The sequence below is a fragment of the Sulfuricurvum sp. genome, assembly GCF_023250475.1.
In the GTDB taxonomy this organism is placed as follows: Bacteria; Campylobacterota; Campylobacteria; order Campylobacterales; family Sulfurimonadaceae; genus Sulfuricurvum.
This window is the reverse complement of the sequence record NZ_JAHFAQ010000017.1, coordinates 1-25,344: the sequence shown is the minus strand read 5'-3', so window position 1 is coordinate 25,344 and position 25,344 is coordinate 1. Positions and strand designations below refer to the sequence as shown.

29 protein-coding genes and 1 pseudogene are annotated in these 25,344 nt (G+C 45.1%); 18 read left to right on the top strand and 12 right to left on the bottom strand.

The window, feature by feature from the left end; all coding sequences use genetic code 11:
- From Q0C19_RS03060 to Q0C19_RS03050, 3 genes are all read left to right on the top strand, one after another.
- The coding region (locus Q0C19_RS03060) for an SUMF1/EgtB/PvdO family nonheme iron enzyme (protein ID WP_295052701.1) at window positions 1-326 on the top strand (326 nt) is incomplete at its 5' end.
- On the top strand, window positions 298-1,482 hold the full coding sequence (locus Q0C19_RS03055) for a pyridoxal phosphate-dependent aminotransferase (protein WP_295052699.1): 1,185 nt from the start codon (window positions 298-300) through the stop codon (window positions 1,480-1,482). The genes Q0C19_RS03060 and Q0C19_RS03055, both read left to right, overlap by 29 nt.
- On the top strand, window positions 1,475-1,882 hold the full coding sequence (locus tag Q0C19_RS03050; RefSeq protein ID WP_295052697.1) for a pyridoxamine 5'-phosphate oxidase family protein: 408 nt from the start codon (window positions 1,475-1,477) through the stop codon (window positions 1,880-1,882). The genes Q0C19_RS03055 and Q0C19_RS03050 overlap by 8 nt, the downstream gene beginning before the upstream one ends.
- On the opposite strand, the gene Q0C19_RS03045 is transcribed toward Q0C19_RS03050, so the two are convergent.
- Entirely contained in the window at window positions 1,860-2,036 is a 177-nt protein-coding gene (locus tag Q0C19_RS03045) for a uracil-DNA glycosylase (RefSeq protein WP_295052695.1), read from the bottom strand. The two genes, Q0C19_RS03050 and Q0C19_RS03045, sit on opposite strands and share 23 nt — an antisense overlap.
- Before the next feature lie 56 nt (window positions 2,037-2,092).
- On the opposite strand from Q0C19_RS03045, the gene Q0C19_RS03040 reads away from it, so the two are divergent.
- The gene (locus Q0C19_RS03040; protein WP_295052693.1) at window positions 2,093-2,779 is read left to right on the top strand and encodes a dUTP diphosphatase; all 687 of its coding nucleotides are present in this window, start codon (window positions 2,093-2,095) and stop codon (window positions 2,777-2,779) included.
- 2 nt (window positions 2,780-2,781) lie between these two features.
- Here the strand turns inward: Q0C19_RS03040 and Q0C19_RS03035 are convergent, their stop codons facing one another.
- Entirely contained in the window at window positions 2,782-3,645 is an 864-nt protein-coding gene (locus Q0C19_RS03035) for a hypothetical protein (protein ID WP_295052692.1), read from the bottom strand.
- Window positions 3,642-4,637 (bottom strand): lipopolysaccharide heptosyltransferase I, encoded by a 996-nt coding sequence (gene waaC, locus Q0C19_RS03030; protein ID WP_295052690.1) that lies wholly within the window; start codon window positions 4,635-4,637, stop codon window positions 3,642-3,644. Before waaC ends, Q0C19_RS03035 begins: the two co-directional genes overlap by 4 nt.
- A 66-nt stretch (window positions 4,638-4,703) precedes the next feature.
- On the opposite strand from waaC, the gene Q0C19_RS03025 reads away from it, so the two are divergent.
- The 8 genes from Q0C19_RS03025 to pssA all read left to right on the top strand — a co-directional run bounded on the left by Q0C19_RS03025 (window position 4,704) and on the right by pssA (window position 11,597).
- A complete protein-coding gene (locus Q0C19_RS03025; protein WP_295052689.1) occupies window positions 4,704-5,612 on the top strand; it encodes a PDC sensor domain-containing protein in 909 nt (302 codons plus the stop codon).
- Entirely contained in the window at window positions 5,609-6,220 is a 612-nt protein-coding gene (gene hisH, locus Q0C19_RS03020) for an imidazole glycerol phosphate synthase subunit HisH (RefSeq protein ID WP_295052688.1), read from the top strand. The genes Q0C19_RS03025 and hisH overlap by 4 nt, the downstream gene beginning before the upstream one ends.
- Before the next feature lie 12 nt (window positions 6,221-6,232).
- Complete coding sequence (hisA, locus tag Q0C19_RS03015; RefSeq protein WP_295052687.1) at window positions 6,233-6,931, top strand: 1-(5-phosphoribosyl)-5-[(5-phosphoribosylamino)methylideneamino]imidazole-4-carboxamide isomerase; 699 nt, start codon at window positions 6,233-6,235, stop codon at window positions 6,929-6,931.
- 72 nt (window positions 6,932-7,003) lie between these two features.
- Window positions 7,004-7,378, top strand: coding sequence for a chemotaxis response regulator CheY (locus Q0C19_RS03010; protein ID WP_295052686.1), 375 nt, complete (start codon window positions 7,004-7,006; stop codon window positions 7,376-7,378).
- Window positions 7,378-8,214 (top strand): 50S ribosomal protein L11 methyltransferase, encoded by an 837-nt coding sequence (locus tag Q0C19_RS03005; RefSeq protein ID WP_295052685.1) that lies wholly within the window; start codon window positions 7,378-7,380, stop codon window positions 8,212-8,214. The genes Q0C19_RS03010 and Q0C19_RS03005 overlap by 1 nt, the downstream gene beginning before the upstream one ends.
- 1 nt (window position 8,215) lies before the next feature.
- Window positions 8,216-10,168, top strand: coding sequence for an ATP-dependent zinc metalloprotease FtsH (gene ftsH / locus Q0C19_RS03000; protein WP_295052683.1), 1,953 nt, complete (start codon window positions 8,216-8,218; stop codon window positions 10,166-10,168).
- 11 nt (window positions 10,169-10,179) lie between these two features.
- Window positions 10,180-10,827 carry a phosphatidylserine decarboxylase gene (locus Q0C19_RS02995; RefSeq protein ID WP_295052681.1) on the top strand — a complete coding sequence of 216 codons (648 nt, stop codon included), beginning with the start codon at window positions 10,180-10,182 and terminating at the stop codon, window positions 10,825-10,827.
- A 47-nt stretch (window positions 10,828-10,874) separates the two neighbouring features.
- On the top strand, window positions 10,875-11,597 hold the full coding sequence (pssA, locus tag Q0C19_RS02990) for a CDP-diacylglycerol--serine O-phosphatidyltransferase (RefSeq protein ID WP_295052679.1): 723 nt from the start codon (window positions 10,875-10,877) through the stop codon (window positions 11,595-11,597).
- Here pssA and Q0C19_RS02985 read toward each other — a convergent pair.
- From Q0C19_RS02985 to Q0C19_RS02975, 3 genes are read right to left on the bottom strand one after another with little or no spacing between them, the layout of a single operon-like run.
- Complete coding sequence (locus tag Q0C19_RS02985; RefSeq protein WP_295052677.1) at window positions 11,585-13,936, bottom strand: tetratricopeptide repeat protein; 2,352 nt, start codon at window positions 13,934-13,936, stop codon at window positions 11,585-11,587. The two genes, pssA and Q0C19_RS02985, sit on opposite strands and share 13 nt — an antisense overlap.
- Before the next feature lie 17 nt (window positions 13,937-13,953).
- Window positions 13,954-15,198: a serine--tRNA ligase gene (gene serS / locus Q0C19_RS02980; RefSeq protein WP_295052675.1), complete on the bottom strand. Its 1,245-nt coding sequence runs from the start codon at window positions 15,196-15,198 to the stop codon at window positions 13,954-13,956.
- 55 nt (window positions 15,199-15,253) lie between these two features.
- On the bottom strand, window positions 15,254-16,162 hold the full coding sequence (locus tag Q0C19_RS02975; RefSeq protein ID WP_295052673.1) for a methylenetetrahydrofolate reductase: 909 nt from the start codon (window positions 16,160-16,162) through the stop codon (window positions 15,254-15,256).
- Between the two features lie 53 nt (window positions 16,163-16,215).
- Here Q0C19_RS02975 and serB point away from each other — a divergent pair, with 53 nt between their 5' ends.
- The 4 genes from serB to Q0C19_RS02955 all read left to right on the top strand — a co-directional run bounded on the left by serB (window position 16,216) and on the right by Q0C19_RS02955 (window position 18,735).
- On the top strand, window positions 16,216-16,848 hold the full coding sequence (serB, locus tag Q0C19_RS02970; protein ID WP_295052671.1) for a phosphoserine phosphatase SerB: 633 nt from the start codon (window positions 16,216-16,218) through the stop codon (window positions 16,846-16,848).
- The gene (locus Q0C19_RS02965) at window positions 16,842-17,183 is read left to right on the top strand and encodes a hypothetical protein (RefSeq protein ID WP_295052669.1); all 342 of its coding nucleotides are present in this window, start codon (window positions 16,842-16,844) and stop codon (window positions 17,181-17,183) included. Before serB ends, Q0C19_RS02965 begins: the two co-directional genes overlap by 7 nt.
- 178 nt (window positions 17,184-17,361) lie before the next feature.
- Window positions 17,362-17,694: a c-type cytochrome gene (locus tag Q0C19_RS02960; protein WP_295052667.1), complete on the top strand. Its 333-nt coding sequence runs from the start codon at window positions 17,362-17,364 to the stop codon at window positions 17,692-17,694.
- A 177-nt stretch (window positions 17,695-17,871) separates the two neighbouring features.
- A complete protein-coding gene (locus Q0C19_RS02955; protein WP_295052666.1) occupies window positions 17,872-18,735 on the top strand; it encodes a TIGR01777 family oxidoreductase in 864 nt (287 codons plus the stop codon).
- Here the strand turns inward: Q0C19_RS02955 and Q0C19_RS02950 are convergent.
- The 5 genes from Q0C19_RS02950 to Q0C19_RS02930 are packed head-to-tail and all read right to left on the bottom strand — an operon-like array spanning window position 18,689 to window position 23,090.
- Complete coding sequence (locus Q0C19_RS02950; protein ID WP_295052664.1) at window positions 18,689-19,669, bottom strand: 6-phosphofructokinase; 981 nt, start codon at window positions 19,667-19,669, stop codon at window positions 18,689-18,691. The two genes, Q0C19_RS02955 and Q0C19_RS02950, sit on opposite strands and share 47 nt — an antisense overlap.
- On the bottom strand, window positions 19,666-20,265 hold the full coding sequence (locus Q0C19_RS02945; protein WP_295052662.1) for an ABC-type transport auxiliary lipoprotein family protein: 600 nt from the start codon (window positions 20,263-20,265) through the stop codon (window positions 19,666-19,668). Before Q0C19_RS02945 ends, Q0C19_RS02950 begins: the two co-directional genes overlap by 4 nt.
- A gap of 2 nt (window positions 20,266-20,267) precedes the next feature.
- Window positions 20,268-21,236 carry an MlaD family protein gene (locus Q0C19_RS02940; RefSeq protein WP_295052660.1) on the bottom strand — a complete coding sequence of 323 codons (969 nt, stop codon included), beginning with the start codon at window positions 21,234-21,236 and terminating at the stop codon, window positions 20,268-20,270.
- Window positions 21,220-21,975, bottom strand: a complete 756-nt coding sequence (locus Q0C19_RS02935) for an ATP-binding cassette domain-containing protein (RefSeq protein ID WP_295052658.1) — start codon at window positions 21,973-21,975, stop codon at window positions 21,220-21,222. The genes Q0C19_RS02940 and Q0C19_RS02935 overlap by 17 nt, the downstream gene beginning before the upstream one ends.
- Complete coding sequence (locus tag Q0C19_RS02930; protein ID WP_295052656.1) at window positions 21,972-23,090, bottom strand: ABC transporter permease; 1,119 nt, start codon at window positions 23,088-23,090, stop codon at window positions 21,972-21,974. The genes Q0C19_RS02935 and Q0C19_RS02930 overlap by 4 nt, the downstream gene beginning before the upstream one ends.
- 174 nt (window positions 23,091-23,264) lie before the next feature.
- On the opposite strand from Q0C19_RS02930, the gene Q0C19_RS02925 reads away from it, so the two are divergent.
- A complete protein-coding gene (locus Q0C19_RS02925) occupies window positions 23,265-24,065 on the top strand; it encodes a serine hydrolase (RefSeq protein WP_295052654.1) in 801 nt (266 codons plus the stop codon).
- On the opposite strand, the gene Q0C19_RS02920 is transcribed toward Q0C19_RS02925, so the two are convergent.
- Window positions 24,054-24,548 (bottom strand): DNA-deoxyinosine glycosylase, encoded by a 495-nt coding sequence (locus Q0C19_RS02920; RefSeq protein WP_295052652.1) that lies wholly within the window; start codon window positions 24,546-24,548, stop codon window positions 24,054-24,056. The genes Q0C19_RS02925 and Q0C19_RS02920 overlap by 12 nt on opposite strands.
- Before the next feature lie 95 nt (window positions 24,549-24,643).
- Between Q0C19_RS02920 and Q0C19_RS02915 the strand changes: the two are divergent.
- Window positions 24,644-25,344 (top strand): annotated as a pseudogene (locus Q0C19_RS02915) (bifunctional phosphoribosylaminoimidazolecarboxamide formyltransferase/IMP cyclohydrolase PurH); the annotation flags it as partial.

Sequence of the window (25,344 nt, the reverse complement as noted above, 5' to 3'; positions counted from 1 at the left end):
ATATGTTTGCACATGGGAAACTCAACGACATCGGTAATGTGTGGCAGTGGACACAAACGCACATGGATGGATTTGATGGGTTTTTTAGTCATCCGTGGTATAGTGATTTTTCCGATCCGACGTTTGACGGAATACACAATCTCATCAAAGGGGGATCGTGGGCCTCGACGGGAAATGAGATCCTTCGATCTTCGCGTTACGCGTTTCGGCGTCACTTTATTCAACATGCCGGATTTCGATATGCGGTAGGGGATGGAGAAAATGAGACGGAAAAATATGCCCGAATAGAACAGATGCATGAGCGGTGGAAAAAACGGTATGGATGAGTTTCGTTTCATTGACCGAAGCTGCAGTAACGCCGAAAAATATACGTTAAGAGAAAAACTTTTTCATACGAAGAACATTCAGCCGATGTGGGTGGCCGATATGGATTTCGCAACGCCCGTATGTGTATTGCATGCCGTACAAGAGCGTCTTCTTCATCCGATCCTCGGTTATGAGATTATGCCTGACACAGCGTATGCCGCGCAGATCAGCTGGGTTCGAAAACATCACGGATTTGAGATGCATCGAGAATGGCTCAGCTATTCCCCCTCTGTCGTTGCTTCAATCGGCTGCGCGATTCGTGCTTTGAGTGAAATCGGGGATGAGGTCATTGTGATGGATCCCGTTTATCCCCCTTTTTATTCAATGGTGCGTGATAATGATCGCCATTTGGTTCTTCATCCTCTGAAAGAAGACGAGAAGGGGATCTATCGTTTCGATATTGATGCTCTGCGTGCACAGATAACCCCTAAAACTAAGCTATTACTGCTCTGCTCACCCCATAACCCGATCGGGAGGGTATGGAGCCGTGATGAACTTTTAGTATTGGGAACCCTGTGTCTTGAACACGGTATCCGAATCATCAGTGATGAAATTCATTCCGATATTGTCTATAAACCTCATATCCATATCCCGATGGCCTCACTTTCGCGGGAACTTCTGATGAATACCATAACGTTGATAGGTCCGGGTAAAACGTTTAATATGGCGGGATTTTCGATCTCAACCGTCTGTATCGCATCCGATGAGCTGCGGGCGCAGTATGAAAAAGAGAGGCAGCGATTTCATTTCGGTGATGGTGCGGTAGTGTCGCATATCGCTTTTGAAGCGGCGTATTCGTATGGAGATGTATGGCATCAAAAATTAATGGAGTATTTGGCCTGTAATGTCCAAAAAATCGAAGGGTGGATGCAAGAACACCCTATGATTAAATTTCGTCCTCCCGAAGCGACCTATCTGGGATGGTTTGATTGCAGAACTTTAGCGTTGGGGGATCGGGAACTGAGAGAGTTTTTTGTACAGAAAGCAGGTTTGGGGCTAAGCCCCGGTCTTAGTTTCGGAAAAGAGGGATCGGGATATATGCGATTGAATTTTGCTGTCCCCGCATCGGTTTTAGACAATGCTTTGCAACGATTGAGCGGAGCAATTCATGGATAAAAAAATTGTCTCTTTCATTAAAAAACATCACCTTTTAACCCTTGCGACGACGGGGGAACGGCTATGGTGCTGTTCGATGTTTTATGCATACGATGAGGTTGAAGAGGCTTTTATCGTTGCATCGGATGAGACGACGGAGCATATGCGCAATGTTCTTTGTGATCCTGCTGTGGCGGGAACGGTTGCTCAGGAGACCAAAACGGTGGGGAAAATTCAGGGGATTCAGTTCGTCGGAGTGATGGCGCAATGTTCCGAGGGTTTAAAAAATCTCTATTTTGAAGCGTTCCCGTATGCACGAATTATGAACCCTACATTGTGGAGTATTCATCTGGGTGAGATCAAAATGACGGATAATACCCTTGGATTTGGAAAAAAGGTTATTTGGAAGCGAGATTCTTAGGTTGAAAAAAACTACATGGTTTCCCGCTGGAGCTGAGGACGATCTGGGAGGGGAGAAACTTGGCTTTAAATCCGTATGCTTTGCATCCGTGAGGCTGATGCGCTTCCCATGTGACAAAATAGTAGATACATTTATGACAAGTTATTTTTTCCATGAACGCAATATTAGCGTATAATTTGCAAATTAAAATAGGGTACTAAAAGGATTTGAATGAATAAATTGCTCTGTATGATAGAACTGCAACAAAAATTAAATGATGCCACCAACGGTTTGGATTGGGAAAAAGGGATTACAAAAAACGGTAAAAAGATCAACTGGCGCCGTTGTATTTATATGGAATCTGCCGAAATGATTGATTCGTTCGGATGGAAACACTGGAAAAGCATTGCCCAAGAGGCCGATTATGAAAATCTTCAAATCGAAATTGTCGATGTGTGGCATTTTGTGATGAGTCTGGTATTGGAATTTACACGCAACAGCGGTGCGGAGAGTGTGGAAGAACTGGCGGAAAGAATCGCGCAAACGCCGGAATATCAAAAAATAAACAGCGATCTCCCTCTGAGCTTTGCAAGTGACGATTTGCTGATGACGAAAATCGAAAATGTTATGCGCCTTTCCTTGATCCCTGTGTCTGCTGAGATGGTCGGCGCATTGATCGAAGAGTTTTTTGAATTGGCGTATCTCGGTGCATTAAATGCGACGCAGTTGTACCGATTATACGTGGGTAAAAACATCCTTAACCAATTCCGTCAAGATCATGGATACAAAGAGGGAAGCTACATTAAAATGTGGAACGGTTCGGAAGATAATGCCGTTATGAAGAGTGCGTGGGAAGCCAATCCCGATATGACCCCGGACGGATTATACGAAGTGCTTAAAGCAGCCTATCCGGCATAATCTTAATATTTTCCCTTCCATCTCTTGTGGCACCAGAACCAAAATTTCGGGTGCTTTTGGATTAACTTTTCAAGTGCGACAACTTGCTTTTTGGTTGCTTCTAAAATGGCCTCCGAGCCATCTCCTTCGACTTCAATGGGTGTTTCGAAGGTAATGGTGTAGTGCTCCTCATCTTCGCTCAGGATATAAACGCCTACAATAGGAAGCTTGAATTTGCTGGCAAGCTGTGCGGCGGCTGTAGAGTGATAGGTGCTGTGAGCAAAAAAATCAAATGGGACTCCATATTTAACATTACTTGATTGATCCATCATTAACAAAACGGAGCCGTTATTTTTAAGAGTTTTTGCCATATGTTTAAGGGCACCGGTTTTTTCGGCTAGGGTCATTTTGTGATGGGTTCGCGCTTCGAGTAAATACGAATCGAATTCTTTGCGGCTGAATCCTTTGTAGATTGACGCAATAGGGGTTACCAGAGAAGAGAGGGCAGCTCCTCCGAGTTCCCAATTGCCGAAATGGGCGGCAACGAAGACAATTCCCTTTCCTTGGGTTAAGATTTCATCTACGACTTCACGATTTTGAAACGTCACCTGTGAAGCCAACTCTTCGGCTGAATTTCGTCTGTTCTCCATGGTTTGAAGAAGATTAAGGGCTAGATTCCGATAGCAATAACGTTCAATCTCTTTTTTTTCATCGACGGAGAGTTCATTGTTAAAAGCATAACCAAGGTTATGCTGAATAATAAGATTGCGCTTTGGAGCTAAGCGATGAGCCGCTCTTGCTAATGTGGTAAAGAGCGCTTTGCGCCATGAGCGAGGTAATTTCATCAAGATGGCATCTAAAACTAAAAAGAGACGAAATAAAATCATACTAAAAGTTCCTTGGCTTTTTGGAGTATCGTTGATGGATCGATGTCCCGAATGGAAAAATCGCTTCGATCGATTTTAAGAATATTAACGGTTGAGAGTGATTTAATCCCTATATTAATATTTGTCGGAAAAATCATACGCTCATTCGTCGGTCCGAAGAGGGTGATGGAAGCTCTGTTCATTGCCCAAGCCATATGCGTCGGACCGGTATCATTGCCGATAATGAGATCGCAATGAGCGATAAAATTGACCAGCTCACTCAGTGACATTTTCGGAGCGATTAGGGCATTGGAAACGTGCGATGCAATCCACTCGGCATCAAGCCGTTCAGACTCATTCCCCCAGATTAGGTAACACGGATAAGAGAGTCCGGCGCATAACGTGGCAAAGCGTTCTTTTGGATAACACTTGCTTGGCCATGAAGCTCCGATGACACAGGCGATATTTTTGGTTTTACTCAATGTTTGCGGCTTCTCCTGAATAGGGAAAAGAGGCTCTTTGTCTAGAATGTCGTTTTCATCGTAAGAGAGATTTAGCGCTTCAGTGATAACGAGGACGTTTCGCTTTATGACATTCAGTTCATACGGGATAGAAGAAGCGGTATCGTAAAATCGTGCGGCGAGTTTTTCGCGTGCGCTGAATCGATCGAAACCGTGTACCTTCCCTTTTAAAAAATAGGTAACGAGTGCCGATTTGAGCAACCCTTGCGCATCGATGATCTGATCGTAAGGGGGACGTGATTTTAAGCTTTGGATCGTCTTTCTCAGAAGCGTTAAACTTTTTGTTTTTTTGATTCGTTTCAGCGGAATAGAGATCACTTCGTGGATAAGAGGATGATTATTTAGAATGGGGGCAAACGCCTCTTCAACATACCAATCTATCGTTGCATCCGGGTAATGTTTTCGGATGATTTGCAGGGTTACGGCAGTATTGACGATGTCGCCCAATGCGCTGAGACGTACAATAGCGATTCGGAAATTTCGAGTATTCATAAGCATAACTATAGCGCAACTAAGCTACAATCCCCATCAATTAAAGGTCTAATGAAGGGAGAAATAATGGTTGTTCAAGATATTCAACAGTTTTCAGAAATCCGCCCGAAAGCGCGAGCCTATTTTTGCTATCTGTTTCATAAAAATCTCCCTAATCATCTCCCCTCTGTTTCAGTAGAGTCGCTTACTGCCCGTTTGCTGAAAATACGGGGTGATCTTCAGGAACTTGAAGCAGCATATTTACTCGATTCCGCTGGAAATCAAGTGACTCCTACCTATCTTAAAAACGGAAAAAAAGAGGAAGATATCGGAGTAAGCCGCTCAACACGAGCATATTATTACCGTGCCATGCATGAGCGGCGCTGCACTATTACCGATCCGTACCCTTCGCTCCTTACGGATGAACTGACCGTTACGGCATCGGAGCCTATTTTTGATGAGAACGGTGAAATTGTTTATGTCGCCTGTATCGACATGCCGTTGGGAGAGGTTTTGAAAATTGCCCATCCGATGGCGCTTGAATCGACTGCAGGACGCTTTTTTAGGGTAGCATACGGAGCTTTTACCCTTGTGCTTGCGTTGGTCTCTTTACTCCTTTTTGTCAAAGGGATCGAAGGATTTTTGGCATACGGAATGGGGCAGTACGATAAGATCGAGATCAAAGATGTTTTTGAAGCGACTATTTTGCTGACGCTGTCGTTGGCGATACTCGATTTGGTTAAAACCCTTTTTGAAGAGGAAGTGTTGGGGCGTCCCAAACACGATCCCGATTCCAGTATTCATAAAACAATGGTCCGTTTTTTAGGCTCGATCATCATCGCCTTGTCGATTGAGGCTCTCATGTTGGTGTTTAAGTTCGCGATGACGGAACCGGACATGCTGGTGAATGCGATTTACATTATCGGCGGGGTGGCAATGCTTCTTATCGGCCTTGCCGTCTATATCCGTTTTACAAACTTGGGAGAGCGTCGTTGATAGCAATTGTTGATTACAACATGGGCAATTTGGCCAGTGTTAAAAATGCTTTTGACCTTTTGGGAGAAAAAGTTGTCGTTGAATCCGATCCGGATAAATTGAGTTCCTATGATCGTATCATTTTGCCCGGTGTCGGTGCATACGGGGATGCGATGGAACATTTGAGAGCCCGCGGAATGGATCAGGCGGTTCGTGAATACGCACGAAGCGGGAAATATCTGCTGGGGATATGTTTGGGGATGCAGCTTTTGTTTGAATCGAGCGAAGAGTTCGGTATTTCTGAAGGTCTAGGATTGATCCAAGGGCGAGTCGTTGCTTTTGATACGAGCCGTTTCTCGGCTCCGCTCAAAGTTCCGCACATGGGATGGAACCGTATGTTCACCAAAGAACACCCTTTGTTTCAAGGGCTTGATGAGGCCCATTACCTCTATTTCGTCCACTCGTATCATGCTCTTTGTACTGACGAGGGCGACAGTATCGGGGAATCCGTTTACGGATACCGCTTCACGAGTGCGGTGGCTCACGAGAACGTTATGGGGTTACAGCCTCACCCTGAAAAAAGCCATAAAAACGGATTGAGTATATTAAAAAATTTTATCAATCTCTAAAAGGAGGATGTAATGACAATTTTTCCGGCAATCGATCTTAAAGACGGTAAAGCGGTACGTTTAACGAAAGGGCTTATGGAGAGTGCTAAAATCTATTCCGATACTCCATGGGAACTGGTAAAAACATTTGAAGAGATGGGGGCTGAGTGGGTTCATCTTGTTGATTTGAACGGTGCGTTTGCGGGTGAGCCGAAAAATTTGGAGCAAATCCGTGCTATCCGTGAAAATTGTAATGTCAAACTTCAGCTCGGCGGAGGAATTCGAGACGAAGCGACGATTCAGCGCTATCGTGAACTGGGGATTGACCGTCTTATTTTAGGCTCAATCGCTCTCCGTGACCCCGAGTTTGTCAAAACGATGGCGGCTAAGTATCCTATCGTCGTCGGTATCGATGCGATTGACGGCTATGTCGCTGTTGAGGGGTGGGGTGAAGTGAGTTCGATGAGGGCAACCGATTTGGCACGTGCGTTTGCCGATGCGGGGGTCGAAGCGATTATTTGTACCGATGTTGGACGTGACGGTACACTTTCGGGCGTAAATGTCGATTTTACCCTTGAGATTGCTCGTGCATCCGGTATACCGACTATAGCAAGCGGCGGTGTGAAAGATGACAGTGACATCGAAGCACTGCTTAAAAGCGGTGAAGCATCCGGTGTAATCATTGGAAAAGCATTTTATGAGGGTAGAATTAACCTCAAAAACTTTTTTTAAACTTACCGCAAACTTGGTTAGGTTATCATTGGGTATTAATTCTCTAAAAATGTATCAATTAAAGGACGTACTTTGAAATTATTGGTTGTAGATGATAGTTCGACAATGCGCCGTATTATCAAAAATACACTCTCTCGACTCGGCTATGAAGATGTTTTGGAAGGTGAAGACGGAGTTCAAGGTTGGGCAGTTCTGAATGAAAATCCCGATATGGGGATGTTGATTACGGACTGGAATATGCCGGAAATGAACGGTTTGGAATTGGTCAAAAAAGTACGTGCAGATGCACGTTTTGCCGATCTTCCGATTATTATGGTCACCACGGAGGGGGGAAAAGCGGAAGTTATTACCGCCTTAAAAGCCGGAGTAAACAACTATATTGTTAAACCGTTTACACCTCAAGTCCTTAAAGAAAAACTCTCCGCCGTACTTGGTACTGAGGGTTAATGCAAGATTACTATTATATGTTGGTGGTTAAACCATCATCAAATTTCGAGCTTTTTAGTGATTTTCTTGTCGATGTTTTACCGGTAGGTTTTGAAGAGATTGATGACGGATTCATTATTCGAAGTGAAGAAGATCTCGAGACCGTGCAGTGGGGCATTGAGCAATTCGCGGAAGCTTTGCAACGAGCGCTAGGTGAGGTTATTGATGTTGAGATGACTCTTTCCAAAGAGAAAAATGACGATTGGATCGCGCAATATCAGCAAGGTATAACGCCGATTGAAATCGCACCGTTTTACATTCATCCGACATGGGAAACTCCGAAAGAGGGGATGTTAAACATTGCTATTGATCCTGCCTTAGCCTTTGGTACAGGACATCACCCGACAACCGCTTCTTGTCTTCGCGGAGTTGCGAAATACGTCAAAGAGGGCGACATCGTTATGGATGTAGGCTGCGGGAGCGGGATATTGGCGATAGCGGCGATTAAAAAAGGGGCTATTGTTGATGCTTGCGATACTGACCCCCTCTCTGTAGAAAACGCAATTGTCAATGCTGAGCAAAACGATATTTCCTATCGCAGATTATGGGAAGGACCCATCAATGAAACGGACGAGAAATATGATGTCATTATTGCCAATATCGTAGCAGATGTTTTAGTATTCATAGCCAGTGATCTTAAAAAAAGATTACGTGAGGGGGGAGTATTGATCCTCTCAGGCATAATGGATAAATACGAAGATAAAGTTTTACGCGCCTATAAAAGTTTTGAATTGACAGAACGTTTTGTGGAAAATGAATGGGTAACCCTTGTGGTAACCAACAAAGGAAATGGATAATATGAGTCAACCCGAGTCGAATCCGACACCGGATAAAAACGGAAATTTTTTTAACAAGAACCCTCTTATCACGTTTATCCTTTTTTCGATTATTGTCATTGTCCTTTTTAAAGCAGTAATCGGGGATGAAAGTGAATTAGCCGGTAAAATCAACGGACAGAATGTTACCCGAACCCAAGAGATTACCTACGCTGATCTTAAAAGACTGATCCAAAACAAAGAGGTTGAAAAAGTCTCAATCGGGCAAACCTATATTCGTGCTATCGGTAACGATTCTAACGGGAAAGTAGCGTACACAACCCGTGTCGTAGGACCTGACTCAACACTTATCCCTTTGTTGGATCAAAAACAGATCAACTATACAGGATTCAGCGAGAGCAACTGGTTTACCGAGATGTTCGGGTGGCTTTTCCCGTTCTTGATCATCATCGCCATTTGGATGTTTTTTGCCGGACGGATGCAAAAAAGTATGGGTGGCGGTATTTTAGGGATGGGAAATTCCAAAAAATTGATCAATTCCGAAAAACCGAAAACCAAATTTGACGACGTAGCCGGTGCGCAAGAGGCAAAAGAAGAGGTTTTGGAGATTGTCGACTTTTTGAAATCTCCGGATCGTTACGTGGAACTCGGAGCTAAAATCCCTAAAGGGGTATTGCTCGTCGGCAGCCCGGGGACAGGTAAAACGTTACTCGCCAAAGCGGTAGCGGGTGAAGCGGAAGTCCCGTTTTTCTCGGTATCGGGGTCAAGCTTTATCGAAATGTTCGTCGGAGTCGGTGCCGCGCGGGTGCGTGATCTTTTTGAACAAGCAAAAAAAGATGCCCCTTCGATTATCTTTATCGATGAGATTGATGCGATCGGTAAAAGCCGTGCAGCCGGTGGAATGATGGGGGGAAATGATGAGCGTGAGCAAACGCTCAATCAGCTTCTTGCAGAAATGGACGGTTTTGGAACCGATACTCCGATCATTATTCTTGCCGCTACCAATCGACCTGAAATTCTCGATCCCGCACTCCTCCGTCCGGGACGGTTTGACCGTCAGGTATTGGTTGATAAGCCCGATTATCAAGGTCGTATTGATATTTTGAATGTTCATGCCAAAGGGGTGAAGCAAGATGCCGATGTCGATCTCGAAGAGATTGCCCGTCTAACCGCTGGGCTAGCCGGAGCCGATCTCGCCAATATTGTGAACGAAGCGGCATTGTTGGCGGGAAGAAAAAGTCAAAAAACGGTTCGTCAAACCGATATGCGCGAAGCGGTAGAGCGTGCAATCGCGGGATTGTCGAAAAAGAGCCGCCGTATCGATGAAAAAGAGAAGCGAATTGTTGCCTATCACGAAAGCGGTCATGCTTTGTTGGCAGAGACGACAAAAGGGGCTAAAAAAGTTTCCAAAGTTTCTATCGTACCTCGCGGATTGGCGGCACTCGGGTATACCCTTAATACCCCTGAAGAGAACAAATATTTAATGCAGCGTCATGAGCTATGGGCGGAAGTGGATGTTCTTCTTGGCGGCCGTGCGGCTGAAGAGGTCTTTATCGGGGAAATCAGTACCGGCGCGGCCAACGATTTGGAACGTTCAACCGATATTATCAAAGCCATGGTGCAAATGTACGGTATGAGTGATGTCGCCGGGTTGATGGTTCTTGAAAAACAACGCAGTACATTCCTTGGCGGCGGTATGACACAGGCTCGCGAGTACAGTGACAAAATGGCCGAAGATATGGATACTTTTATCAAGGAATCGCTGCAAGAGCGTTATGTGGCAGTAAAAGGGCGCTTGGAAGAGTATCGTGATGCCATTGAAAAAATTGTTGAGCTTCTGTATGCTAAAGAGAATATTTCCGGGGATCAGGTACGAGAGATTATTGCGGCATACGAGGTTGAAAACAATATTGAAACAAAGCTTGAAGCACGTAAAGATATCCCTTCAAGCAAAACCGTTGTTATTGACGACTAAAAGGAAAAACGATGAGTGCGCAAAATGATACCTTTATCCTCTCTTCCCGAGGATGGCTTTTATCGGGAGTGATAGGCGCTCTCTTTTTATTTTTTACGATGACCGGACTTACCCTCTTTCAGTTTGTGAGCGGAGCATTATTCCTGAGTGTATTAGCTATTTTTCGCAATCCGGAACGAAATACTGCTGAAACGGAATTTGATGCGATCATCAGCAGTGTGGACGGCGTTGTCCTCTCAATTGAAGAGGCTATGGTCGATGAACATAAAATGTCTAAAGTAACTATCCTTAACTCGCTTTGGGATGTTTCAATGCTCCGAGCACCGTTCGATGGTGTAGTAGAAGGGTTTAAAATTCGTCACGGCGCGTCGTTGCCCCTCTATAATCCTATGGCGGATACGTTGAATGAAAAAGCGGTCATATCGTTTCGTTCCGCTAAAGGGGACGAAATTTATATTGAACATCTCAGTGAACAAAGTTGTTTTCCAATCGGCATAGAAGTGGAAAAAAACCAAAAGTTCAAAGAGGGGGGACGGTATGGATTTCTTGCCAAAGGAAGAAGTATCCTTTATCTCCCTGAACACACACGGTTATCGATTAATGCAGGCTCAAGTGTACGAGCTGGCGAAAGTGTTATCGGATATCTGAACGCCGCTTGATCGAAGAGGAACTTCTCCCTTCGCTTTAATGTTTGAAAGGAAACTCTATGCGTCAATCGCCTCCTCCTATTGCGTATCTTCTCCCCAATCTTTTTACCGCAGCTTCGATTTTTACCGGATTTTATACTATTGCTTTGGCGCTAGAGGGATCGTTTGATACGGCGGCGTGGTTTATTTTTTTGGCCCTGATATTTGACGGACTTGACGGAAGGGTTGCGCGTATGACCAATACGGCAAGCCACTTCGGCGTTGAGTTTGATTCGTTAGCCGATATCGTGGCATTTGGGGTCGCTCCGGCATTACTCCTGTATTTGTACGTAGGTGAATCGTACGGGCGTATCGGTATTGTAGTAAGTGCCCTTTTTATTATATTCGGGGCAGTGAGGCTTGCTCGCTTTAATGTCACAACTTCACGAATCGAGCCGAGTGTTTTTATCGGGTTGCCGATCCCGACTGCGGCGATAATGATCTCCATTGCTGTTTTATTATTGGATCGATACAAAGAATTTGAGGTACTCAAAGTCGCTGTTTTGCCCCTTGGAATTCTTTTGTCAATCTTGATGGTCAGTAATATCCGCTATCCAAGCTTTAAAAAAATGAATTTTAAAACTTTTCATTTTATCCGTTTTTTGATAGCATTGATTGTCGTGGCAATGGGCATTTTCATCTACCCGATTGAGGCTTTGGCGGTATTGGCGGCTGGGTATTTGCTTTATGGGCCGTTGCGTGCCTCATTTTATCTTTTACGCCGTATGATTCACAGAGGGTGATACGTCTGGGGTTCAGAGATGAACTTATCGGTATCAATTTCAAAGTCAAAATAGCGCGATTGAAAGCCGGTATTCCCCATTTTGGCGAATTGATTAACGGCTGCTTGATTGTTAAGTGTCTGCATGTACAGAAGTCCTAACGCGTAGCGTGTTTCTAAGAAAGTCGGATTTTTAAGTTTGGAGAGTTCCAATAGAGCAATCGCATTTTCATAGTGTTCTGCACCGATAGAAGCGGAAGCTCCCAGAAAGAGTGTTTGTTCATCACGGATTTTGTAGGTATCTATCAGCTGATTATAGAGGACGTACGATTTTTCAAAATCCTGATTGTAAAAATATGCCTCAGCTAACGCGGCAATAATATCGGCAGTATTATCCGTAGTTAACGGCAACCTTGTCTCAAGCCGCTGAATAAAAGGGGTTAATTGTCCGGTCATTGCCGCCATAAGTACTGCTTTGTCACGCGTTAATTGAGGACCGAAATAGAGGTCATCATTATGGAATGACTGTTTTTTGAGATAGTTAATTGCGGATGAGGCAAAGGCTTTCGGCTTCATGTCACTGAAATGGGTTTCAATAACCATGAGATGCGGAAGCATATCATTCGGTTGAAGAGTCGCTAAGCGTTTGGCACTTTTACGGGCAATATCCTTTTGGTCCATTTCGGTTGCAATGGCAACATTGAGGGCAAGATACAAGGGTCGCTCTTTGTACGAGCTATCAAGCCATTTTGAGGCGCTTGGGAAGTTGTTTTGGGTAATATCAAGCAAAGTCCGATAAAGTACAAAATCCTCTTTCTCAGGCTCTTGCGAGAGATTGTCTTTCAGTATAGAGGTGAGTTTCGGATTACTGTTACCGAGCATATCTGCACTCATAACGGCAAAAATACCGGACAAGTAATTATTGGCATCTAGATAATAGGAGCGCAAAAAATGCTCATGAGCTTTTGGCATATCACCCAGTTGTGCATAGGTCAATGCCAAATCATAGTGGAGAATCGAGTGCTGAGGGTTACGTTTCAATAATGCCAAAAGTTGTGCATTGGCATCTCTGAGACGAAATTTGAGCGCTTTTTGAATGGCAAGCGCAATGCCGTAATCGACACTTGAAGCGCGCGTACTTGTTTTAAGATACTCTTTCGCACTCTCAATGTCATCAATAAAAATATTGGCATTCCCTTTTTTGATATAGTTTATAGTTTGTTCCGCATTGAAAATTTTATACGGGGCGAAATAAAAGATGCTTTTATAGACTTGAGGACGGTTGTCTTCGTTATTTTTTCGATAGAGGCGCTGTATATCATCGGGATTGTACAGGGAAGGCTTCAAAAAGACATGGATCGGATAGGGAGAATAAACATCTTCCTTATAAGTATCGGTAGTTTTTTTGATCAGACTGGAAGCATCGTCGTGAAGCCCTAATTTGAGGTCCACAAGGGCCAAAGCGAGTTGTTCTTCTCCGGGTTTGTCATTTTGCAAGAGCGCATCAGTCAAATATTTTTTTGCCGTCTTTAAATCTCCCAGATTAGCATACATAAGTCCCCGTGAAAACGAGTCCTCTTCCTGAAACGGATTCTCCATAGCGTTGATGGCATCGGTAAAACTTCCGTACATCGCACTGATTTTGGTACGAAGTGTATTTTGTGTTGTTTGATACTCTTCTGTCGTCGGATGTTTTAGGGCACTGAGCGCTTCGAGGTAATTGCCTTTATAATAATTGATGAGTGCGTAATAATACGAATACATCGGGGAACTGCTCTCTTGCGGGAGATAGGAATTAGCCATATTGATATAATAATTAAAATCTTTTTCACGTTTTAAATTGAGACAGCAAACGGCGGCATTGATGGCACTGACACACCGATTTTCACTGTTGGCGATGGAGCGTTTGAAATTATCGAGGGCTGCTTTGTATTCCCCCTCTTTAAGTTGAACCACCCCTAAATTGTATTGGGAAATGGCTTCGGAGTAGAGGGCAATTTTTTGGTAGAGTTTTAGTGCCTCGGTCGGATTCCCGTTAGCATAAAGATAATTGGCACGTTCAATCATATTCTCCAGAGCACTTGGCTCGATGATACTATCTTCAGAGGGTTTGATGGCTTCGGCAATGGGTTGTTGCTCAGGTTTGGCCCCCTCTGCCGAATGTGCGGAGAGGAAAAACACCAGACCGCCCCCGATGAGGAGGAGCAGAAGCAAACCACCTGCGATGAAGAGGATGAGCCGTTTGTTTTTGAGCAGACTCCCCTTTGCACTCGAAGGTACAGATGCATCAGCCGCCGTTTTTTCGACACCGGCAGCATCGGCTTCTTCAATGATGATTATCTCTTCTTGCTCTTCTGCCATAGTCTCTCTTTAACTCTTTAGAGGTATTTTTTCAATGCATCCGGAATACGGATCGATCCGTCTTCTTGCTGAAAATTTTCCATTATAGCTATCATCGTCCGTCCGACCGCTAAACTTGAACCGTTGAGGGTATGGGCAAGAATATTTTTCCCCTCTTCTTTGTAGCGGATTTTTGCACGGCGGGCTTGGAAGTCTCTCGTATTGGAGACGGAACTGATCTCACGGTAGGTATTTTGTCCAGGTAGCCACACTTCGAGATCCACCGTGCGTGCCGCACCGAAACCGAGATCCCCCGTGCAGAGGGTAACGAGACGGTGAGGAAGACCGAGGACGGCAAGAAGGTCGGAGGCACATGCAACCATCTCCTCGAACACCGCGTCGCTTTGATCGGCACGGGTGATAGAGACGAGTTCGACTTTGTGAAACTGATGCTGACGGATCATACCGCGTACGTCGCGTCCGCCGCTTCCTGCCTCTTTACGAAAACACGACGTGTATCCCGTCATTTTGATCGGAAGGTCAGCTCCATTGATGATTTCATCTTGGAAAAGATTGGTGAGGGGTACTTCGGCGGTCGGAATGAGATAGAGCTCTTCCTCTTCGACTTTGAACAGATCGTCTTCGAATTTCGGAAGCTGACCCGTCCCCTCTAATGCACGGCGGTTAACGAGCATCGGAACGCTAAACTCTTCAAAGCCGCGCGCACGGTTAAAATCGAGCATGAAGTTGATAAGGGCGCGCTCTAAACGTGCACCCATGCCAGCGACAACACTGAAACGGCTTTTAGAGAGTTTGACACCTCTCTCGAAATCGATCCAACCGTTTTGCTCGGCGAGTTCCCAGTGCTCTTTAGGAGTAAAAGTGAATGTCGGAGGAGTGAGGACTTTTCTGATTTCGATGTTATCGTTTTCATCCTCACCGTCGGGTACATCCGCATCGGGAATGTTCGGAACACGCATGATGATCGCATCGAGAGTTTCTTCGGCGGTACGTTGCGCATCGAGGAGATCATTCAGGGTTGCTTTGTTGGCATCGACCTCAATTTTCAACTCGTCGGTGCTTTTTCCCTCTTTTTTGTATTGACCGAAAAGGCGGCTAAGTTCGTTTTGTTTGGCTTGCAATGTTTCGTAAGCGAGTTTGGCGTTTTTGAGAGTTTCATTCGCGTTTTTGAGTTCGTTGATTACGGAAACGTCCACTTTTTTACGCATAAGTGCAGCTGCGGTTTCGTCAAAATTTTTCTGGAGAAGTTTTACATCGATCATAAAGGGTCATTCCTGCAATTAAATAATGATCGATTATAGCCAAAAGAGGCTGAAATTAGCTCAAAATCGCCTTCGCAAGTTCAAACTGATTCGCCGTCATAATATGGATTTTCGGATGGAGGGCTTTAAGCTCTTTGAAAAGGTTTTTGCTCAGTTCAAACCCGACTCTATACTCTTCTTCGGGACTGATAAGCGAAGCGGCTTCGAGCGCTTCGACCCATCTCTGCGGGACATAGATCCCCGGAACGTTTTCATCTAAGAATCGGGCCGTTCGGAGTTTGGTAATAGGGAAAAAACCGAGGACAAGAGTACTATTTTCTAGATCCGGAGAGGAAATATTCGCCTCTTTCATCATTGCAAGAAGATTGCGGGCATTGTCCAAATCATACACGGGCTGAGTAATGATGGCGATAGCTCCGTGCGCTACTTTTTTGGTCATTTTCTTTTGTAGCGTTGCGGCACTTTTGGCATAAGAGTCGATAACGGCAAAGGGATAAATCTCCTGTACGGGAGCAACCAATTTTTGTTCTGCCATATCGGTGCCGTTATTGAGGGTGGTGATAATGTCGAGGAGGAGTTTGCTGTTCCCCTCGAAGACCCCTTTGGCATGAGGCTGGTCGGAGTAGTGGGCGCTGTCGCCCGTGAGTGCAAGGATGGCTCTGACATTGGCTTCGTTCGCACCGAGCAGATCGGATTGCAAGGCGATTCGATTTCGGTCGCGCATACTCATCGTCGCCAGTGTCGGAAGTCCAAAACGGTCTTGGAGCTTCATGGCGGCGAAGAGGGCGTTATATTTGAGCTTGGCGAGGGGGTTGTCGGTCGTGCTGAAGCCGTCTACCAGTTTATCGAGGCCCAAAGCGGCGATTTTTTCAATCGTGGGAGCGAATTGTGCTGAACGAGACGGGGTCGTTTCAAGCGTGATATAGGTTTCATGACGAAGTTTATGGATAAAGGTTTCGAACAAAAGGAGCCTTTGGATATAATTGTGTCATTATAACAAAATGTGGGAAATCTATTTTGATAAAATTAGCAGTATTTGATTTTGATTCTACGTTGATGGATGGCGAGACAATCGATTTTTTTGCCGAAGCGCTGGGAATAGGGGAACAGGTGTCGGCCATTACCGAACGGGCGATGAACGGGGAACTCGATTTTTTCGAATCGTTGCAACAGCGTGTCACTCTTCTAAAAGGGCTGGAGTTTTCCAAAGTGGAACATATCTGCCATAATCTCCCTTATATGCCCGGAGCCGTGGAGACGATTGCCGCGTTGAAAGAGCGGGGGATCAAAGTCGTTTGTTTCAGCGGCGGATTTCGTAGTGCAACCTCGTATGCGAAGGATATACTCGGATACGACGCCGATTTTTCGAACGTGTTGCATGAAAAACGCGGTCGCCTTACCGGACTGGTCGGCGGTGATATGATGTTTGACTTTTCCAAAGGGGATATGCTCATGCGCCTGCAAGGGCTTTTCGGTGTTACCCAAGAAGAGACGATGGTGATCGGTGACGGGGCGAATGATCGCTCAATGTTCGCCCATGCCGGGACACGTATTGCATTTTGTGCAAAAGAGATTCTCAAAAAAGAGGCCAATATTATCGTCGATACGAAAGACCTCACACAGATTATTACAAAGGTATTCTCATGTTAGAAAATTCATTGTGGCTCCGCTACAATCCAACTAAAACCATTCGCGAAGTATTGGCACGTCTGTACGAGTGCAGTGCCGTAGAGATCGGCGATGATGAGCGTGCCCTTTACGCTTCGCTCAAACGTCACCTAACAAAAAAAGAGTTTCGTATGGTTATGATGAACGAAGGGGGACTCTCTTCTGAAAAGATCGGCGAAGAAGTAGGGCTGAGCGGCGAAGAACTTACAAAGGCGCAATACAAAGCGTATCGTAAAATCCGACAGGACAAAATCCGATTGGAAGTTCGTGCAAGCCAAGCCAAAAATGAGATCGAACCGGAAGTAGACGCAGAGTAAAAGTGTGATAATTTGATACATTTTTGATAAAAAAAATAAAAGAATGTCAAATTAAGATTCTGTTAAACCTCTGTTTATCCTTTATCCGATATCATTCATACTGTAGCAAGGCACATTTACCTTTTTCTTTGAAAACGGTCAAGGTGTTTTATAAACAATAATTTCGAAGGAGAACGATATGAAAAAGTCTATGTCACTTTTTCTTGCGGCAGTAATAGCAGCAGGAATGATGAGTACAACTGCCTCTGCTGATGACAAAAAAGGTCAAAAAGCATATTTGAAAACCTGTAAAAATTGTCATGGTAACGGTACAAAAGGTGCTGCAATGCATACACAAGATGAGTGGGATGATCTTTTCGCGAATGGCGGAGAGAAAATCATTAAAGCTCACGCAAAAGACAAATCAGCTGCGTATTTTAACGGTGAAGCGTTCAAAAACCAGGCACAAGACTTGCGCGACTTCTTGTTTATGTACGGTTCAGATTCAGGAAATGTCCCTTCTTGCGGCTAATTCCTTGCACCCCCTCGGGGGTGTTCCTCTTTCATTAATTTAGCTCTCCACATTCTCTTACGAATACGCACACTCTCATCTTGAATAAGAATTAGTTTAAACCCCAAACTCAATTAAATTATTAAATCTTTCATATCTCCATTAGGCTACAATAAAGGTCGAATTAAAGGGATCACTATGAAAATTGTAATATGCGGAATCAGTGGGTTTGTCGGAAGTGCGTTAAAGAGCTTTTTTGAGAAAAGGGGAGATGAGGTTATAGCCTTAAGCGTTCGAAGCGGCGTTTCATCCGAATCCGTTGCCCAGAAGCTGGAGGGGTCCGATGTCCTCATTAACCTTGCGGGAGCCAATATTTTAGGTCGATGGACGAAGAGCTATAAGAACCTTTTGCGTGAAAGTCGTTTAGAAACGACCGCTACATTAGTTAAAGCACTCTCTATCTGTGAACATCCTCCGCATACACTTTTAAATGCCTCAGCCGTCGGGATTTATGATTCGTATCATCAGCATGATGAGTTTTCATCCCACCTGGGAGAGGATTTTTTGGCTACTTTGGCGCATGATTGGGAGTATACGGCATTTCGGGCACAATCGGATGCTACTCGTGTCTGTGCGATGCGATTCGGGGTTGTTTATGGTAGAGGAGGCGGTGCGATGGCCAAAATGGTTACCCCATTTATGCTGGGACTTGGGGGAAAGATGGGAGACGGATTTCAGATGATATCCTGGATCCATTTGGATGATTTGGTCCGTGCATGCGCATTTTTAATCGATCATGAAGAGGTGCAGGGGGTTGTGAATTTCACCTCACCTGAACCGATCAGTAACCTTCAGCAGACAAAGGCAATGGGGCGGATTTTGCATCGTCCCGTCTTTTTTGATCTTTCGGAATGGATTGTGAAACTTGCCTTTGGAGAAGGTTCCACGGTTATGTTGGACTCCAAGGAAGCCTATCCTCGGGTTTTGCAAGAAGCAGGATTTGAGTTTCGCTACCCTACATTTGACAGTGCGATGGAAGAAATTGCTCACGCGCAAGACTAAGGAGCTCTTCATCAAGGCGGTAAGGGTGCAAGGCAACTTCGTCAATCGTTTTAAAGTTGAAATGACTTTTGTTATAGCAGATAATCGAGTGGCTTTTCCCCTCTAGTAGGGCATCGATTGCATAAGTGACGAACTTATACGCCATCAAACGATCGTAAACGCTCGGATTTCCTCCGCGCTGAATATGCCCCAATACGGAGACACGCGATTCAAATCCCAACTCTTTCTCAAACCACTGAGCCACTTCAGTACTGTCAAGGGCTTCGGAGACTATGGCGATAAAGTAGTCACGGCCTTTGGCCACTTGGGATTTAAAACATCCGGTGTATTCATGGATATCAATCGGGATCTCAGGGATAAGACACAGCTCTGCACCCGAAGTTATTGCAGATATGAGCGCTAAATAGCCGCAGTCGCGCCCCATCGTTTCGATAACAAATGCTCTATGAAATGATGATGCGGTGTCTCGAATCTGATCGATGGCATCTTTTATAACGCCCAGTGCCGTATCCACCCCCAGACAATAATCGGTGCCGTTGATATCGTTATCGATCGTTGAGGGAATTCCGCAAAAAGCGATACCGCTTTCGTGGTAGAAACGCTCCATCCCTCGAAAACTGCCGTCTCCCCCCAGAACAATAAGTTTGTCGATACCGTGAGATCTGAGATTCTCAGCGGCTACGGCACGATAAGAGGCCTCTTTGAACCGCAGGGATCGCGCAGATCCTATTTTAGTCCCTCCGCGGGTAATGATTCCGGCAACATCACGGTAATCTGCAGGGGCAATATGATTGTCGATAAGCCCCTCATATCCGTTACGGACAAAATAAGGTTGCAAATTTTTGGCATACGCGTATTCGACAAAACGTTTGAGGGCGGGATTCATCCCTGATACATCTCCGCCTGAACAGAGTATGGCTATTTTTTGGTTCATCGTATCTCCTTTGTAAGTGTTCTTAACCATTCGATGGATTGAGCATTGAGCTCTCGGGTTGCATTTTTAAGGGCTTCAATTCCCCCTTGCGCATCCATACTCGGAGCGGGCGCGGCAACGCTAAAGCGCTTGGAAGCAAGCAGATGTTTGGTTCGGGTATCGATGAGACGGTAGGTTATATCGATGTACCCCTCACTCGTATTGTCCAAAAATCGGTGATAAAAAGCATCCAAATCCGATTCGAGTACCCAATCGGACTGACTTAGTGATACAGTAGGGGAGAGGGAAGAAAACAGAGCCGCTTCGTCGAGTGATGCGAGGAGAGAACGCTGTATCAATGCGGCGGGAGTATCACTCCAGCGGCTATAAAGATAAGCACCGGTTTCACCGTTTTGACGATAATAGATTAGATTCTTGCCAAAGAGTGATCCGATCGATTTACTTGAAGCGACGGAGAGCGTTTTGGATGTGAGGGCACTTGTTTTGGATTGTGTTGTCTGGGGAGAGAGGAGGGTATATTCCTTTACCGCGGGTGTTGAGGTTGAGCACCCGAACAGCATAAAAACGGTTATGATATAAACGGTATAACGGCGCATATTTATTCTCCAGGTCCCGGTTTAGGGGTTGATTTCTTGAATAGCAAATCAGACGGGCTTTCGCGAAGAGAGCGTATCGTGATCTCCATTTCATTGGTGAGGGTACGGGTCTGCTCCAAAAGGGTAGTCAGTTCGCTGCTGGAGGGGGCGGCAATGGCACGCATGTCGTAGTCTCCTTGATCAAGGGAAGCTTCCAGCTTTTGGATCAGTTTATGACTCTCTTTGGATGTTGCATCAAGGGATTCGAGGGTTGTCGTCATTTTTGTCTGAACGAGAGTGTTAAAGTTCCCCGAAGTAGTTTTGACACTTTTTGCGGCATCGCCTACAGCCGCGAGAGATTTCGAAGCGTTGTTTTCTAAGATGATGCTTTGGGCTAGCAAGGTTTTGATCTGGAGTTGATAGCCGTCAATCTGGGCGGTTAGCGAACGCAGATGTTCCAAAGTTTGGGCGACATTGTCAATATTTTTTTCACTTAAAAGTTGATTGGCACGATCAAGCGTCGTAGAGAGTTTGGACGCGACATTGCCGAGAGATTCATCCAGCCGCCGGATCAAAGAGGGGCTTGAGGGGATGGTGAGGACGGTGTCCTTGCCGTTGGAAAGAAGTGGCGCATGTCTGGACCCTCCGGCGATTTCTATAAAAGCCAATCCCGTGATACCGTAAAATTTGAGGATGGCATTCGAATCGGTTTTGATAGGGGTCTCTTTTTTGATTTTCAAGGTCAATTCGACCTCTTCGCTGTTATGGGGATTGATTTGGATCGATTCCACTTTGCCGACGTCGACACCTTGAAATTTAACTGCCGCTTCGGGGGCGAGTCCTGAGACCGATTCGGTCATGTAGACTTTATAGCGGCGGTATTGACGTTCGTCTTGGTTGTATTTGCCCAGCCAAAATGCAAAGGCAACGAGAGCAACACTAAAGAGGAGGATAAAGACGCCGATAGCGGTGTAATTAACGCGCGATTCCATGCTGACCCTTTTGAAAAAAATAATCGACAATCGGATGATTGACGGCAAGAACCTCTTGGAGACTCCCCTCTGTAATCGCTTTTTTATCACCCAATAACGTGAATCGATCCACAATATGATGAATTGTATCTAAATCATGGGTGACCATGACGATGGTAAGCCCTAAAAGATCACGCAATTGCAAAATCAGTGCATCAAACTGGCGCGAACTCAGAGGATCAAGCCCCGATGTCGGTTCATCCAAAAAGAGGAGCTTAGGATCGAGAGCAAGGGCGCGGGCCAGGGCCGCTCGTTTAACCATTCCGCCGCTAAGCTGCGAGGGGTAGAGGTGTTTGGCATGGGGAGGAAGTCCGACAAGGTTGATTTTAAGTTTGATCAATTCCTCAATGAGTTTCGGGTTAAGATCGGTATATTCATTGTAGAGCAAAGCAATATTTTCCCCCACGGTGAGAGAAGAATATAGAGCACCCGATTGAAACAGTACTCCCCAGGAGCGGCGCAGCTGCATCGCTTCGAGAGGAGTGAGGGTTGAGAGCTCGTGTCCCAATACCCGAATGGAGCCGCTTTGGGGACGTTCTAGCAAGATCATCTCGCGCATCAGTGTTGATTTTCCTGATCCGCTTCCCCCCAGCAGGGCATAGATTTCGTTATGGTGTACGGTGCAGTTGACATGATCATGAACCAGATTTTCTCCGAAGGAGGTGACGACATCGCGCACTTCAATGATAGGGAGACTCACAGTTTTAGTTCCGTCAGTAAAACTGAAAATATTGCATCGCACGCAATAACGAGGAAGATGGCGTTTACGACACTTTTGGTGGTATATTGACCGATACTTTCGGTGTTCATCGATACTTGGAACCCTCTATACGTACTTACAAAAGCGATTAAAAAGGCAAAAAAAGGTCCTTTGACAAGTCCGATGATATAGTGTTTCAATGCCAGTGCCCCCTGAAGGCGGTGGATAAACTCGGAAAAACTGAGATGAGAATGTATCTGTGCAATGACCATCCCTCCGAAAATTCCCACCATATCGGCAAAAAAAATGAGCAAGGGCATGACGATCATGAGCGCTATGACACGCGGCCAGACCAAAAAGGTAAACGGATCAAATCCCATCGTTTTCATCGCATCGATCTCTTGCGTCATCTTCATCGTACCGATTTGGGCGGTGAATGCCGAACCGCTCCGTCCTGCGACGACGATGGCGGTAATGAGGGGGGCGAGTTCACGCGTCAGTGAGATACCGATCATATCAACGATGAAGATATCGGCTCCGAATTTTTGGAGCTGGACGACGCTTTGGTATGCAACGACGACGCCGATTAAAAATGCACTGATGGCAATAATAGGCAGAGCCTTCGCCCCGCATTCAATAATATGGGCGCCGATAGAGCGATAGCGGATAAGATGAGGATGCCGGAGGGTATAAAAAAGCAAAACAAATGCTTCCCCCAAATAAGCGAGAAAAGTACCGACTCCCAAAAATGTTTCATAGGACTCTTTTCCTAATCGGTAGAGCCATGAGGGAACGGGAGGCATGGGGGTATCAGGGAGAGGTTTGGAATAAAGAAGGCGGAAAAGATGGGAATGATCTTCCCCTTCTGCGATTGTCTCACACCGGTGTCCATGCTCTTCAAAGGTACGATTGGTAAGCTGCCACAGCGCAATGCCGGACGAATCAATATCGGTAATTCCGCGCATATCCCACGTAATGTTCGAGAGGGGGAGAAGCGTTTCAAGATTACGAGCCGCATCAGAGAGGTGCTCAATCGTCCACGAACCGCTGCATACGATATACGTATGAACGTCCTGCTGCGTAATGACTAGAGATGCGGGGGTTACACTTTGCATCGTTTATTATAGCCCATTTTATAAATCATAATCCACATTTTTAGTGAGTCATCAATGATTTTTTTAGACCGTATCCATTAGAGCGAGAAGGAATGAACAGAATATTTATTATCAGATGGCATAGTGTTTGCTTTTAGACATTATTATTACAAACAATTTTTTAAGGATATAGGCATGGTTAAACGATTTAGCGCACTTTTACTGGGACTCTCGGTGAGTCTATTTGCACAGATCGATAAACAAGAATTGAACAAATTTAAAGTAGAGGCGCTACTGGTCAAAGATATGACCTCCAAACAGATGTTATATTCCAAAGAGCCGTTTAAAGAGCTCCACCCTGCGAGTTTGACGAAAGTAATGACCGCATTGCTCGCAATTGAGCATGGAAATCTGAATCAGCCGGTAACAATTACACGGGAAATGACCAAAGTTGAGCCGACGATTGCCGGATACAAACGGGGTGATGTCATTATTCTCGAAGACCTAGTGAAAGCGGCGATGATCAAATCGGATAATGATGCGGCCAAAGCGATTGCCATTACGGTTGGGGGGAGCGAAGAGCATTTTATCGAGATGATGAATGCCAAAGCCAAACACATCGGGATGAACCACACCCATTTTATGAACCCTTGCGGATATGATGACAAAAAGCACTATTCCACTCCCGAAGATCTCCTAAAAATGACCGAATATGCGATAAAAAATAAAAAATTCAACGATATCAGCCGTATCAACGAACATACGTACTATTCTCTTGATAAGCATCGGAAATTTTATGCCTATACGCATAACCGTCTTTTAAACCGTTATCAATATGCCGTCGGGGTAAAAACAGGCTATACCGCGAAAGCGGGGGCCTGTCTGATCGCACGGGCGAAAAAAGACGGCCGTGATTGCGTCATTGTAATGATGAATGCCAAAGGGGATCGCTGGAAGACGGCGAAGAATATATTTGAACAGGTGTTAAACAGTTAAATAGTTATCCAAAAATTCTTTGTAAATTTTTTGTTTTTCCTCTTTTTTCATCGCTGCATGAGCGGGTGAGGTGGAGGGGAGCACTCTCTTTTCAACCTTCAAATCGCTAAAATATTTTTCAAATAAATCACAGCTTTTTTTCCCCGTAAAACCGATTGCCTCAATATTCGGGAAATCGTATAAGAGTTTTTTAAAATCGTTCGGGATACAGTTTTTCAGATTCGTATCGCTCGAATTGCTCCGCTCGCATGAACCGATAACGTCCCACAGACCGATCCGTTTTTCGAGACAAAATACTTTTTTCGCTTCATTGGTTTCCAAGCGGACATTGAAAATTGCTTCGAGTATGGGCCAAAAGGCATTGCGGGGATGGGCGTAATAAAACGATTGTTCAAATGAGGCGATGCTGGGAAAGCTTCCTAAAAATAACACACGCGTGTTGCTATTGATGATCGGTGAGAATGGATGATTGTAGAGGTGCATCTAATTATTTTACCTCAATTTACCTTCCCCTAAACCACTGTTTGTTACAATTCCACCATTAATTTATGGGCGTATGACCCAAATAAAGGAACTGCATGAAGCGTGCATTGCTCAGTGTCAGCGATAAAAGCAACATCGTTGAATTTGCCAAATCTCTTATCGGTTTGGAGTATCAAATCATCTCTACCGGCGGAACGTACAAAATGCTCAAAGACGCGGGTGTAAGCGCCATCGAGATCGATGAGGTGACCAAATTCCCTGAGTGTTTCGAAGGGCGTGTTAAAACCCTTAACCCGTATATCCACGGCGGTATTTTGCATCTACGTGACAAACAATCGCATCTCGATCAAGCGGTAGAACTCGGCGTTGAAGCGATCGATTTGGTGTGTGTCAACCTTTATCCGTTCAAAGCGACGATTGAGAAAACCGACGATTTCGAAGAGATTATCGAAAATATCGATATCGGTGGTCCTGCGATGGTCCGTTCTGCGGCGAAAAACTTCGACAGTGTCATTATCCTCACCGATCCGTCAGATTATTCGTTGGTTCTTAATGCCATCGCAAACGGTGAAAATACGGTCGAATTCCGCCGTGATTTGATGATCAAAGCGTATGAGCATACGGCGGCGTATGATTCGATGATCGCCAACTACATGAACAAACGTTTCAACAACGGCATGGGCTCTAAACAGTTCATCGTCGGGAACAAAGTGATGGATACCCGTTACGGTGAAAACCCTCACCAAAAGGGCGGTTTGTACGAGTTCGATACGTTCTTCAGTAAAAACTTCAAAAC